Source organism: Pseudomonas sp. NPDC087185, from assembly GCF_044744955.1.
GTDB lineage: Bacteria > Pseudomonadota > Gammaproteobacteria > Pseudomonadales > Pseudomonadaceae > Aquipseudomonas.
In genome coordinates this window covers 713,801-726,668 of the sequence record NZ_JBIUZK010000003.1, presented here as the reverse complement: position 1 = coordinate 726,668, position 12,868 = coordinate 713,801, and the positions used below count along the sequence as shown (strand labels likewise).

The window sequence follows — 12,868 nt, the reverse complement described above, 5'->3', positions numbered from 1 at the left end:
GAGCCTAGGCATGCTCCACGTCCGCAGCCAGCAGGTAACCGCTGCCCCATAACGTGCGCAGCAGTTCGGGCGCTTGTGGGTCATGGGTCAGCTTGCGCCGCAGGCGGCTGACCTGCCGGTCGATGGCGCGCTCGCTGATCTCGCTGTCGTGGGCGGCAGTCAGGTCGACCAGGCGTTGGCGGGTCAGCGCGGTGTGCGGATGCTGCAGCAGCACGTGCAACAGCTTGCCCTCGGCGGTGCTCAACTGGGTCGGCGGCAGGCCGTCACGGCTCAGGGTGGCGCTGCTGGCGCAGAACTGCCAACCAGCGAAGTGATAGCGCTGCGGCTTCTCTGGGGGCGTGACGGGTTGCAGGCGTGCCTGGGTCGCCTGGTGCCGGCGCAGCACACTGTTCAGCCGCGCCACCAGTTCGCGAGGCTCGAAGGGCTTGGTCAGGTAGTCGTCGGCGCCCAGGTCCAGGCCGCGGATGCGGTCGGCGGTGGTGTCGCGGGCGGTCAGCAGGATCACCGGCAGGTTGCAGCGCCGGTGCAGTTGCTGGCACAGGTCGAAGCCGTCACCGTCGGGCAGCATGACGTCCAGCACCACCACGTCGAACGCTTGCTGCTTGAGCAATTGCCACATGCCGGCGGCATCACCGGCGCTGCGCACGTCGAAGGTGTGGCGGCGCAGGTAGGTGGCCAGCGGCTCGCGGATCTTGCGGTGGTCGTCGACCACCAGCACTCGGGGGGCTAGAGCGGGCATGGGCGGGGCGGCAATGAAGGTGGCTAGGGCTATGAATGGGGGATATTACTACGAGTCATTATCATTTGTATCCTTTGTGCAGAGCTGCCTCAGGGGTGGAACGTCCGCCCCAGCGCATCCAGCCGTGTCGCAATCGGTGGCAACCGCCGGCTGCTGGTGGCCAATGTCTGCACATCCTGCGCCGTGCCCTGGGCGATGCCCTGCACTGACTGCAGTCGCTCGGCTATCTCCAGGCTCACCGCCGACTGTTCGCGGGTCGTGCTCACGATCCGACCGTTGAGCGCATCGATCTGCGCGATATCGCTGCTTACCGCCTGCAGCATCGCCGCCGCCAACTGGCTGTCTTCGACACAGCGTGCCACCCCTTCACGGCTGTGGTGCATGGCCTCGACCGCTTGCCGGCTGCCGTGTTGCAGGGCTTCGATGATGGTCCGGATCTCCTGGGTGGAAACCGCCGTGCGCTTTGCCAGGCTGCGCACTTCGTCGGCCACCACGGCAAAGCCGCGGCCCTGATCGCCTGCGCGGGCGGCCTCGATGGCGGCATTGAGCGCCAGCAGGTTGGTCTGGTCGGCAATGCTGCTAATTACTTCCAGGACCGTGCCGATCTGCTGGGCCTGCCCGGCCAGCGCCTCGACCGTGTCGTGGGTGCCCTGCAGGCGCGATGCCAGCTGGACGATTTCCTGTTGCGCGCGGTTGACGCTGTCCTGGCCGCGGCCGACTTGCGTGCTGGCCTGACCGGCATGTTCGGCGGCATGCTCGACATGCACGGCGATATGCCCCATGGCATCGCCCATCTGCCGCATGCAGCCAGTCACCTGGGCGATCTCGGTCAACTGATGCTGAGCGCCTTTTTCCAGCGTACTGCTGGTTTTCGCCAGCTCCTGGCCCAGCTCACCCAGCCCCTGGGAATCACGGACCACACCGTCGACCAGGTCGGTGATCTGTGTCAGGAAGCGGTCGAAGCGCTGGGCCAGCGACACATGTGCCGCGCCCTCGTTGACCGCATCGGTGGTGAACTGCGAGGTGGTGGCGAGCATCTTGTCCAGCATGTCCTGGCTCTCTTCGGCATCGGCGCGGCTGTGCCGGGCCAGGTAGAGCAGGGCGATGGTCTCCATGACCACGTAGAAGGCATGCACGAAGACCATCGCCCAGCCACCGTGGTGAGCCATGACATACACGGGGAAGCCCTGGTGTTGCAGCACATGGAAGCCCACGTGATGCACCGCGATGGTGACCGCCGCTACCAGAATCGGCAGCCAGTCGCGGTAGAAGGTCAGCACTGCCAGCAGGGCGAAGATGCCGAAGTGCGATTCGATCACCCCTTGGGCCTGGTTGATGTGCAGCGCCGCCATGACCATCAGGCCGAATGCCAGGCAGCAGCGCATTGGCCGTGTGCCACCCATGGCGCGGTACAGCACCGTCAATACCCCGCAGGTACCGCCGCCGACCGCAATGGCCTGGATGAAGGTGTCGTGCCAGAACCCCAGGGCCAATGAAAAGAGGAACATCAGCCAGTTAAGGCCCAGCATGATCCGGTCGGCTTTGCGGTAATGCTCGAAAAAGCGAGGGGAGAGGGGCATGCTGCGGCGCTCCATGGGGGTCATGAAGAGCGTAGCCGTTTGCCATCACTGTTCCAGGCAATCCATGCAAATGGATGCAGGGTCAGCGGGTATCGCTAAATCGCGCCCCTGCGCACATGCTTCACCAGCACCTTCTCCAGCAACTCCCACATCGCCGGGTCCGTACTGAACGCCACATTGAAGCGCATCCACCCGGTCGGTTTGGCATCGACCATGAACAACTGCCCAGGCCCGAGCATGATGCCTTTTTCCAGCGCGTCATCAAGCAGCGCCGCGCTGTCCGGGATGGCCGGGTGACGGGTCCAGATGTACATGCCTTCGTCCGACTCGATGAACAGCTCGAAGCCCAGCCGGTGCAGGTGCCGGCCGACCTCCTGATGCGCCTCGGCCAGGCGTTGGCGCAGGCGCTTGAGGTGTTTGCGCCAGCGGCCGTCGATGATCGCGGCGTACACCACGCGCTCCATCACCTGAGAGGTGGTCAGGCCCGAGCGCATCTTCAGGTGCAGGAGCTTCTGCGCCAGTTCCGGGTTGGCCAGCAGGTAGCCGACCCGCACATTGGGCGAGATGCTCTTGGAGTAGCTGCCCACGTACACCACCTGCTGCAGGTGGTCGAGGCTGGCCAGGCAGGGCTGCGGCTCGGCGACCATGTCGGCATACAGGTTGTTTTCCACCAGCCGGAAGCCGTGTTGGCTGGCCAGTTGCAGCAAGCGGTGCAACTGCGCCAGCGGCGTACGCGAACAGGTCGGGCTGTGCAGGTGCGGCTGGGTGAAGAAGGCCGTCGGGCGGTGATGTGCCAGCAGTTGCTCGAGGTGGTTGAGGTCGTAGCCGTTGGGGGTGCGCGGTACGCCGATCAGCGTGGCACCCTGGGTGCGCAGGATGCTCATCAGATTGGGGTAGCCGGGGTCGTCCACCAGCACCACGTCACCCGGGCGCACCAGCGTGCGCACGGCAAGGTCCAGGGCCTGGCTGGCGCCGTGGGTCAGCATCAGCTGGGCCGTGTTGGCGACGATCGACAGTTCCTGCTGCACGTTTTGCGCGGTCAGCGCGCGCAGCTCTGGCAGGCCCATGGGATCGCCATAGCCCGACAGCTCCAGCGGGCTGCCGGCCACCTGGCGCAGGCCGCGGCGCAGGCCCTCTTCGTACATCCAGTCGTTGGGCAGCCAGCCGCAACCCGGTTTGAACGGCAGCTGGCGGGTTTCGAAAATCTGCTGCAGGTACCATTCGGAGTTGAACGATGGTCGACTGGCATCGGCCTCGGCCGTGTGCGTGTCCAGCAACTCCGCCACCGCGCGGTTGACGAAGAACCCGGCATTGCCCTTGCTCACCAGCAGCCCCTGAGCCACCAGGCGGTCGTAGGCCTCGACCACGGTGAAGGTGCTCACCGAATAAGTCGCGGCGAACGCGCGGATCGACGGGACCTTGGCGCCCGGCTTGAGGGTCTGGTTGTCGATCAGCTCGCGCAGCCCGTCGATGATCTGGTTGACCAACGGCGTTGAGGAGTCTGGATGTAATTCAAGCATTCGGGGGCCTTGAGGGGTGCGTAACGCCTGGCGCCTGCAGGGTGTATTGCATTGGCGGCCTGTACAGTGCAGTGCGAGATTCATGCCACTGTGCATGGCTCTATGTGTCGGACATTTTTACATTAGGTGTCAGATATCGCCAGATAAAGCATGTTCAGTTCGCCCGAAGGGCATACCTTCGGGTGTGCAAGCAGGCCGCCATGGATGGCCTGCGTGTGTTTGCGCACACCTTCCTGCCCGCATTAGCGCTGATGTACAGGTGAAACCGATCGCCATCATGGTTTCACGCATTTCCTTGGATAAAAAGAAGCACGGGGTACACAACTGATGGGAGCAACATCCACAACCACCACCGCGAAAGGTGAGCACGAGAGCAAACTCAGTGCCTCGCTCAAGTCGCGCCACCTGACGATGATGTCGATCGCCGGGGTTATCGGCGGCGCCTTGTTCGTCGGTTCCGGCAGCGTGATCCACAGCGCCGGCCCGGCTGCTGTCCTGGCGTACCTCGCCGGCGGCATCCTGGTGGTACTGATCATGCGCATGCTCGGTGAAATGGCGACGTCCTCGCCCGACACCGGCTCGTTCTCCACTTACGCCGACCGCGCCATTGGCCGTTGGGCCGGTTTCACCATCGGCTGGCTGTACTGGTGGTACTGGGTCATCCTCATGGCCTGGGAAGCCTATGTGGCGGGCAAGATCCTGCATGGTTTCTTCCCGGATGTGAGCGTCAACGTGTTCGTGCTGGCCACGACCCTGTTACTGATCACTGTGAACTTCTTCAACGTCAAGCACTACGGTGAGTTCGAGTTCTGGTTCGCGCTGATCAAGGTGATCGCGATCGTCTGCTTCCTGATCGTGTGTACCGCTGCGGTCATGAACGTCTGGCAGTTCGGTGAAGTGCGCGGCATCACCCACCTGACCGCCGAAGGCTTCATGCCCAACGGCATCACCACGGTGATCGGTGCGTTGCTGGGCGTGATGTTCGCCTTCCTCGGCGCCGAAATCGTCACCATCGCGGCGTCCGAAGCCAAGGACCCGGCCACCCAGATCGTCAAGGCCACCAACTCGGTGGTATGGCGTGTGTGCCTGTTCTACGTCGGCTCGATCTTCCTGATCGTCTGCCTGGTACCGTGGAACGACCCGCAACTGGGCGTCTCCGGTTATGGCGCCTACCGTCGTACCCTGGAACTGCTGGGTGTGCCGTACGCCGAGCTGCTGATGAACTTCGTGGTGCTGACCTCGGTGAGCAGTTGCCTGATCTCGGGCCACTACACCGCTTCGCGCATGCTGTTCTCCCTGGCCCAGCGTGGCGATGCGCCGTCGTTCTTCAAGATCACCCGCGCCGGCACTGGCGTGCCGGTGTACGCGATCATCGGCTCGTGCGCCGTGGCCGTGGTCTGCGCGCTGATCAACTTCAGCGAGACCCTGCGCCCGAAAGACGTGCTCGATACCCTGATGAACACCACCGGCATGATCGCCCTGCTGGTGTACCTGGTGATCGCCTTCTCGCAGCTGCGCATGCGCCGCAAGCTGATCGCCGAGGGCAAGGAAGTACGCCTGAAGATGTGGCTGTTCCCCTGGTTGACCTACCTGGTAATCGCCTTCATCGTCGCCGCGTTGGTGACCATGGCCTTCATGCCTGACTACCAGATCCTGGTGATCTCCACCGGCATTGCCGCGGCCGTCGTGGTGGCCATGGGTGTGGTGCACCAGATCCGTAGCGCCAAGCGGCACTAAGCGCTAGTGGTGGTTCGAAACGGCCGGCTCCCTGGGGGACCCGGCCGTTTCGCGTTGTTGGGCCGGTTTTTTGTCTGCGGGCATGTGGAAGCGCCCGTTCATCCACGGTGAGCCGAGGAGGGCGGCGGCGGCGATCAGCGCCAGGAGGGCGAAGGCCAGGAATGGTTTCATGGGCATGCGCATAATGAGACTGACTTGAAGCATAGGCTGACAGTTCCATCCGCTTCGCAGGCACATGGCCTATTATGATGGGCACTTTGCCCGCCCAAAGGAGCCCCCATGGCTTGGTCCGCCACCCAGTACTCCCTGTTCGAAGATGAGCGCACGCGCGCGGTGCGCGACCTGCTCGCCGCCGTACCTCCGCGCCCCGTGCGCCATGCCACCGACCTGGGTTGCGGCCCGGGCAACTCCACCGAAGTGCTGCTGCAGCGCTGCCCGGATGCCCAGGTGAATGCACTGGACAGCGACCCGGACATGATCGACAAGGCCCGTGCCCGGCAACGCCTGCGCATCCCCCGGGTACACTGCGAGATCGCCGATATCGCCCACTGGCAGGCGCCCCAACCGCAGGACCTGATCCTCGCCAATGCCTCGTTGCAGTGGGTGCCCGACCACGGCTCGCTGTACCCGCACCTGGTGCGCCAGCTGAGCGAAGGGGCGAGCCTGGCAGTGCAAACCCCTGACAACCTCGACGAGCCCGCCCACCGGCAGCTGCGCGAGATCGCCAGCCGCGGTCGCTGGGCCGACAAGTTCGCCGACTTCAGCCTGCCGCCACGGCACAACGCGGCGTTCTACTATGACCTGCTGAGCCCGTTGTGCACGCGGGTGGATGTGTGGCGCACCACCTATCACCACCCGCTGCCGGGCGGTGCCGAGGCCGTGGTGGAGTGGTTCAAGGGTTCGGCCCTGCGGCCTTATCTGGCCAAGCTGGATGAGCAAGAACAAGAGGACTTCCTGCAGATGTACCTGCAGGCCATGCAGCATGACTACCCGGCGGCCACCGACGGCAAGGTATTGCTGCCCTTCCCGCGGCTGTTCGTGGTCGCTACCCGCTAGGTGTGGCGCCTTCGCCAGATCACGTAGCCGTAGATGCCGAGGTTGAGCAAGAGCACGATGGTGCCCAACAGCCATTGGATCTGCGGCGTCAGCCCGGCCGGGTAGATCAGCGGCCAGATGTAGTGCTCGACGAAGCCGCCGTGGTAACCGGCATCGCCCGCGGCGAAGCGCATGCGGTTTTCCCAGTCGGTCAGCGGGCACTCAAGGTGCAGGCCCTCCACTGCCAGCCCCCAGGCGAGGGCCGGGAGGTGGATCAGCAGGGCGGGGCGCCACTTGAGCACCAGCAGGCCGCCGAACAGCACCAGCAGGATGAAGGCCAGGTGCAGCAGCACCAGGCTGTCGGCAGCTAATCGCAAGAGCATGGTAAATGTATTCGAGGTTGAGGTACTGCCAGCATACAGGTGTTGCAAGTACTGACCTCTACAAGGCTTCCTGGACCATTTGCAGGAACGTCGCCACCACCCGCCGCGTGCGCTGCTCGCTCAGGCACACCAGGGTCTCGGTAAGGTGCCGCTGGCAATCGACGATCGGCAGCGCACACACCCGCGCATCGGCGCCGAATTCGGCCGCTGACACCACCCCCACGCCTATGCCCACCACCACCGCCTCACGCGCCGCCTCCCGGCCTTCAACCTGGATCGCCGGGCGAATTCGCAGCCCGGCGCGCTGCATCTCTTCTTCCAACGTTTGCCGTGTTACCGACCCTGGTTCGCGCAATACCAGCGGCGTGTCGTCGAGGTCGGCCAGGCTGATCGAGTCACGGCGGGCCCACGGGTGGTTGTGCGATACGAACGCCACCATCGGGTCGCGGCGAAGCGGTACACAGTACAGCCGCTCATCGTCGACATCGCGCCCCAGCAGGGCCAGGTCGGCCTGGTAGCTGAACAGGCGGGCCAGCGATTCATCGGTGTTACCGGTCTCAACCTTGACCTGGACGCCCGGGTAGCGCTGGCAGAAGCGCGCGATCTGTGGCAACACGTGCACCGGCGCATCCACTGCCAGCACCAAGCTGCCAGTGTGCAGGGCGCGCGAGTCGTGCAGCAGTTCGTGGGCCTCGGCCTCGCAGGCGAACAGGCGCTGGCTGATGCCCAGCAGGCGTTCACCCAGGTCGGTCAATTGCACCGAGCGCTTGTTGCGGTGGAACAGCAATACACCGAAGCGTTCCTCCAGTTTGCGCACCTGGTCGGACACCGCCGGCTGGGTGAGAAACAGCTTCTCTGCGGCGCGGGTGAAGCTGCCGTGCACGGCCACCGCGTGAAAGGCCTTGAGTTGAGCGTGGGACACCGACATGACGACTCCAGTAACAAGCTGGGCTTATGTGTGTAATACGATAAATCGATTTTATTTATCAGTCAGCAGCTGTTTCCATACCGATCAACCCAATGCCGCCGCCACAAGCGGCGGACGGGCCATGGCGCGCACCTTGCGCCATCTGACCAATGACGAGCCCACGTCATGCAGTGCGCAACACAACAACAAGACAGGCGTTTTTTAACAATCTGCCGGCACACTTGAGCAAGAGGTCAGAGTCAACATGAACCAATCCCTAGCCGCGTTGAAACGCTGGCGCATCCAGATTTTCGCCATTACCTGGCTGGCTTACGCCGCCTTCTACTTCACCCGAAAAGCCTTCTCGGTGGCCAAGCTTGGCATCGGTGAAGACCCGACCTTCATGCTCGACAAGGCCGCCATGGCCAACCTCGACGCCATCTACCTGGCCGCCTATGCCGTGGGCCAGTTTACCTGGGGCATGCTCGCGGACCGCTTCGGGCCGCGTGTGGTGGTGCTCGGCGGGTTGCTGATTTCGGCGGCGGCGGCGGTGGTGATGGGCAGTTACGCGACCTTCCCGATCTTCGCCACCTGCATGCTGATCCAGGGCCTGGCGCAGTCCACCGGCTGGGCTGGGCTGTGCAAGAACATCGGTAGTTTCTTCCCGGCTTCGCAGCGTGGGCGGGTACTCGGCCTGTGGAGCTCGTGCTACGCCTTCGGCGGCCTGGTCGCCTCGCCGTTCGCTGGCTGGTGGGCGTACACCCTGGTCGGCAGCTGGCATGCGGCGTTCTTCTCCAGTGCCGTGGTGGTCGCGGCGGTGGCAGTGCTGTTCTTCTTTCTGCAACGCAACAAACCCGAGGACGTCGGCCTGCCAGCGGTCGAACCCGAGCCGCAGAGCATGGCACCGGCGGGAAACCTGTGCAGTGTGTGGGCGCCGCTGCGCGAGATCCTGCGCAACCGTACGGTGCTGACCCTGGGCCTGGCGTACTTCCTGCTCAAGCCGGCGCGTTACGCGATCCTGCTGTGGGGGCCGGTCATCGTCTTCGAGCAGATGCCTTCGGTGGGCAAGGTTGGCGCGGCGATCATCCCCACCGCCTTCGAACTCGCCGGCCTGCTCGGCCCGATCATCATCGGCCTGGCCTCGGACAAGTTGTTCGGTGCCCGGCGCATGCCGGCCTGCGTGATCAGCCTGCTGCTGCTGACCGTGACGCTGGCACTGTTCATGGCCGCCATGCACAGCGGCAGCATCGTCATGGTGGTGGGCCTGTTGTTCGTCATGGGCCTGACCTTGTATGGGCCGGACTCGATGATCAGCGGCGCGGCGGCGATCGACTTCGGCACGGCCAAGGCCGGTGCCACGGCGGCCGGCTTCGTCAACGGTTGCGGTTCGGTGGGCGCGGTGCTGGGTGGTTTGCTGCCGGGCTACTTCGACAGCGTCACGGTGTTCATCGTGTTCGCCGGCTGCGCGCTGTTTTCGGCCCTGGTGCTGCTGCCGCACTGGAACAGCCGCCCGGCCAGCGCCGCCCAGGCCAATGACGTGGCACCCAATACCAGCATGGCGATCAAGCCACTGCGTACCTAAAGGAAAGCGAACGAATGAGACCCTTCTGGCTGCAACAGGCCCTGGATTCGGAGCAGGACGCGGTGTGCCCGCCGCTGCATGGCGATGCCCGCTGCGACGTGTGCATCGTCGGCGGTGGCTACACGGGCCTTTGGACTGCGCTGATGCTCAAGGAGGCGGTGCCGGTACTGGATGTGCTGCTGATCGAGGCGGACATCTGCGGCGCTGGCGCCAGTGGCCGCAACGGAGGGTGTGCGTTGTCCTGGTCGGCCAAGTATTTCACCCTGGAACGCCTGTTCGGGGCGGCGGAAGCGGTGCGCCTAGTGCGCGAGTCGGAGCGCAGCATCGGCGCAATTGGCGCGTTCTGCGCCGCGAACGGCATCGACTGCGACTACCGCCTGGACGGCACCTTGTACACCGCCACCAACCAGGCCCAGGTTGGCGCCACCGATGCGGTGATCGCGGCGCTGGAGCACAAGGGGATCAATTCGTTCGAGCGGCTGGCGCTTGATGATGTGCAGCGCCTGGCGGGTTCGGCGCGGCACCTGGAAGGCTGGTTCTCGCCCGCTGCCGCCACCGTGCAGCCGGGGCGGTTGGTGCGCGGCCTGCGCCGCGTGGCCTTGCAGCGGGGCGTGCGCATTCATGAAGGCACGGCCATGACCGGCCTGGAGCACGGCGCCCCGGTGCAGGTGCGCACGGCCCATGGCACGGTGCGTGCAGACCGCGTGGTGCTTGGCCTGAATGCCTGGATGGCGCGCGCCTTCCCACAGTTCGAGCGCAGCGTTGCGATCGTCTCCAGCGACATGGTCATCACCGAACCGTGCCCCGAGTTGCTGCGTGACATCGGCCTGAGCAATGGCATCAGCGTGCTCGACTCACGGATCTTCGTGCACTACTACCACAACACCTCCGATGGCCGCCTGATGCTCGGTAAGGGTGGCAACACCTTTGCCTATGGCGGGCGCATGCTGCCTGTGTTCGACCAGCCCTCGCCGTACCGGCCGCTGCTGCGCGAAACCCTGGGCGAATTCTTCCCGGCGCTGGCCGAGGTGCCGCTGGCGGCCAGCTGGAACGGCCCGTCGGACCGTTCGGTGACCGGTCTGCCGTTCTTCGGCCGGCTGGAGGGGCAGGGCAACGTGTTCTACGGCTTTGGTTATTCCGGCAGCGGGGTGGGGCCGTGCCACATGGGCGGGCAGATCCTTTCGTCACTGGCACTGGGGCTGGACAATCCGTGGACGCGCTCGCCGCTGGTCAAGGGGCCGCTGGGCCTGTTCCCGCCGGAGCCGATCCGTTACCTGGGGTCGCTGATGGTACGCAATGCCATCCGCCGCAAGGAACGGGCCGAAGACCGCGGGCTGCGGCCACGCCACCTGGACGTGCGCCTGGCGCGCTTCGCGGCGGCGGCGGGGAAGGCCGACAAGGCGTGAGATTTGTTGTCGATCACAGGCGCGAGGGCGTATAAACTGCTCCCACTTTTGGCCGGTCGCTTCCTGAACTGGCCGTTGAAACAAGAGAGTCGCACATGGGCGCACAGTGGAAAGCCAAGCATAGAGAAACAGCTGCCAATGCCAAGGGCAAGATCATGGGCAAGCTGTCCAAGGAAATCCAGATCGCAGCCAAGTCGGGTGCCGACCCCGACATGAACCCGCGCCTGCGCCTGGCCATCGTGCAGGCCAAGAAGGCCTCGATGACCCGCGAGACCCTGGACCGCGCCATCCGCAAGGGTGCCGGCCTGGACGGTGATGCCGTGCAGTACCACGCGGTGAGCTACGAAGGCTTCGCGCCGCACCAGGTGCCGCTGATCGTCGAGTGCCTGACCGACAACGTCAACCGCACCGTCGCGCAGATCCGCGTGCTGTTTCGCAAGGGCCAGTTGGGCGCCAGCGGTTCGGTCGCCTGGGACTTCAACCATGTCGGCCTGATCGAAGCCACCCCGGCAAGCGATGACGCCGACCCGGAGATGGCCGCGATCGAAGCCGGTGCGCAGGACTTCGAAGAAGGCGAAGAAGAGGGCTCGACCCTGTTCATCACCGACACCACCGACCTGGACGCCGTGCAGAAAGCCCTGCCGGAACACGGCTTCACCGTCACTTCGGCGAAGATTGGCTACACCCCGAAAAACCCGGTGAGCGCTGCCAGCCTGAGCGCTGATGCCCTGGCCGAGGTCGAGGCGTTCCTTGAGGCGATCGACGAGAACGATGACGTACAGAACGTCTATGTCGGCCTGACCGACTAAACGCCGGGGCCGCCTTGCGGCCCTTCGCCGGCAAGCCCGCCCCCACAGGTACTGCACAGGCCTTTAGAACTGTGGTGTACCTGTGGGGGCGGGCTTGCCCGCGACTGGGCCGGTGAACTTGATAAAAGGGGAGCCTGCATGAACCCAACCTTCGCCTCCCTCAGCCTCGCCCACCTGCGCACCCTCGACTGCCTCCTGCAGCTCAAGAACCTCAGCCACGCCGCCGAACGCCTGGGCGTCAGCCAGTCCGCGCTGAGCCGCCAGCTGGCCCACCTGCGAGAAGCCTTCGACGACCCGTTGCTGGTGCGCCAGGGCCGTGGCTACGTGCTGAGCGAGTACGCCGAAGCCCTGGTCGAACCCCTGCGCCAGGTGCTCGAAGAGCTCCAGGCCCTGCGCCAGCCCGCTGCCTTCGACCCGGCCCGCTGCGAGCGGCGCTTCTGCCTGGCCGCTTCCGACTACGTCGCCGAGCACATGCTGCCGCTGCTGGTGGCCGCGCTGGAGCAGGAAGCGCCCGGTGTTTGCATCGAATACCGTACCTGGCAGGCCGGCCAGTACGCCTTGCTCGCCAGCGGCGAGATCGACCTGGCCACCACGCTGTTCGATGAGTCGCCGCCTAACCTGCACGGGCGCCTGCTTGGCGAGGATCGTGCGGTGTGCCTGATGCGTCGGGAGCATCCGCTTGCGCAGTGCGGCACGCTGAGCCAGGACGATTACCTGGCCTTCAAGCATGTGCGCATCTCCGGCGGTGGCGACAAGGACAGCTTCATCGACCGCCACCTGCGCGCCCAGGGCCTGCAGCGGCGGGTCAGCCTGGAGGTGCCGTTCTTCTCGGCTACCGTGCAAGTGATCGCCAACAGCCAGGCGCTGGCCACTGTGCCCGAGCATATCGCCCGCCAGCTGTGCCGCCTGCATGACCTGGCCTGGCGGCCGCTGGGTTTTGTCGAGCACACCCAGCGCTACTGGGTGGTATGGCACCAGCGCCTGCAGGCGTCGGCCGATCACCGCTGGTTGCGCAACCGAGTGTTCGAGCTGTGGCGCCAGTCGCAGTTCGGCGTACAGGGTGGGCATGCGGGTTTGCCATAGCAGGTATGCGCGTAGCGGGGTTATTCAACGAGTAGCAGGGGCCTAGACTGTGGGCATTGCAGTGTTCATGCCGGCCCCTTCGCGGGT

The 12,868-nt window shown here is 65.0% G+C and carries 12 protein-coding genes; 6 read left to right on the top strand and 6 right to left on the bottom strand.

Going from position 1 to position 12,868, the window contains the following annotated elements:
• Window positions 1–4: 4 nt before the first annotated feature.
• The 3 genes from ACIPIJ_RS13600 to ACIPIJ_RS13590 all read right to left on the bottom strand — a co-directional run bounded on the left by ACIPIJ_RS13600 (window position 5) and on the right by ACIPIJ_RS13590 (window position 3,839).
• On the bottom strand, window positions 5–754 hold the full coding sequence (locus ACIPIJ_RS13600) for a response regulator (protein WP_401077576.1): 750 nt from the start codon (window positions 752–754) through the stop codon (window positions 5–7).
• 74 nt (window positions 755–828) lie between these two features.
• Window positions 829–1,521, bottom strand: a complete 693-nt coding sequence (locus ACIPIJ_RS13595; protein ID WP_401077574.1) for a methyl-accepting chemotaxis protein — start codon at window positions 1,519–1,521, stop codon at window positions 829–831.
• 893 nt (window positions 1,522–2,414) lie between these two features.
• A complete protein-coding gene (locus ACIPIJ_RS13590; protein ID WP_401077263.1) occupies window positions 2,415–3,839 on the bottom strand; it encodes a PLP-dependent aminotransferase family protein in 1,425 nt (474 codons plus the stop codon).
• A 327-nt stretch (window positions 3,840–4,166) separates the two neighbouring features.
• On the opposite strand from ACIPIJ_RS13590, the gene ACIPIJ_RS13585 reads away from it, so the two are divergent.
• A complete protein-coding gene (locus ACIPIJ_RS13585; RefSeq protein WP_401077262.1) occupies window positions 4,167–5,576 on the top strand; it encodes an amino acid permease in 1,410 nt (469 codons plus the stop codon).
• A gap of 3 nt (window positions 5,577–5,579) precedes the next feature.
• Here the strand turns inward: ACIPIJ_RS13585 and ACIPIJ_RS13580 are convergent, their stop codons facing one another.
• Window positions 5,580–5,759 carry a hypothetical protein gene (locus tag ACIPIJ_RS13580; RefSeq protein WP_401077572.1) on the bottom strand — a complete coding sequence of 60 codons (180 nt, stop codon included), beginning with the start codon at window positions 5,757–5,759 and terminating at the stop codon, window positions 5,580–5,582.
• Between the two features lie 96 nt (window positions 5,760–5,855).
• On the opposite strand from ACIPIJ_RS13580, the gene tam reads away from it, so the two are divergent.
• Entirely contained in the window at window positions 5,856–6,632 is a 777-nt protein-coding gene (gene tam, locus ACIPIJ_RS13575; protein WP_401077260.1) for a trans-aconitate 2-methyltransferase, read from the top strand.
• On the opposite strand, the gene ACIPIJ_RS13570 is transcribed toward tam, so the two are convergent.
• Together ACIPIJ_RS13570 and ACIPIJ_RS13565 are read right to left on the bottom strand one after the other, a co-directional pair.
• Complete coding sequence (locus ACIPIJ_RS13570; protein WP_401077259.1) at window positions 6,629–6,994, bottom strand: DUF2784 domain-containing protein; 366 nt, start codon at window positions 6,992–6,994, stop codon at window positions 6,629–6,631. The genes tam and ACIPIJ_RS13570 overlap by 4 nt on opposite strands.
• 58 nt (window positions 6,995–7,052) lie before the next feature.
• Entirely contained in the window at window positions 7,053–7,922 is an 870-nt protein-coding gene (locus ACIPIJ_RS13565; protein WP_401077258.1) for a LysR substrate-binding domain-containing protein, read from the bottom strand.
• A gap of 244 nt (window positions 7,923–8,166) precedes the next feature.
• Here ACIPIJ_RS13565 and ACIPIJ_RS13560 point away from each other — a divergent pair, with 244 nt between their 5' ends.
• The 4 genes from ACIPIJ_RS13560 (at window position 8,167) to ACIPIJ_RS13545 (ending at window position 12,781) form a co-directional block, all read left to right on the top strand.
• The gene (locus tag ACIPIJ_RS13560; protein WP_401077257.1) at window positions 8,167–9,483 is read left to right on the top strand and encodes an MFS transporter; all 1,317 of its coding nucleotides are present in this window, start codon (window positions 8,167–8,169) and stop codon (window positions 9,481–9,483) included.
• 14 nt (window positions 9,484–9,497) lie between these two features.
• Window positions 9,498–10,889, top strand: coding sequence for an FAD-dependent oxidoreductase (locus ACIPIJ_RS13555; RefSeq protein ID WP_401077255.1), 1,392 nt, complete (start codon window positions 9,498–9,500; stop codon window positions 10,887–10,889).
• Between the two features lie 95 nt (window positions 10,890–10,984).
• Window positions 10,985–11,698 carry a YebC/PmpR family DNA-binding transcriptional regulator gene (locus ACIPIJ_RS13550; RefSeq protein ID WP_401077253.1) on the top strand — a complete coding sequence of 238 codons (714 nt, stop codon included), beginning with the start codon at window positions 10,985–10,987 and terminating at the stop codon, window positions 11,696–11,698.
• Between the two features lie 138 nt (window positions 11,699–11,836).
• On the top strand, window positions 11,837–12,781 hold the full coding sequence (locus tag ACIPIJ_RS13545; RefSeq protein ID WP_401077252.1) for a LysR family transcriptional regulator: 945 nt from the start codon (window positions 11,837–11,839) through the stop codon (window positions 12,779–12,781).
• Window positions 12,782–12,868: the final 87 nt, after the last annotated feature.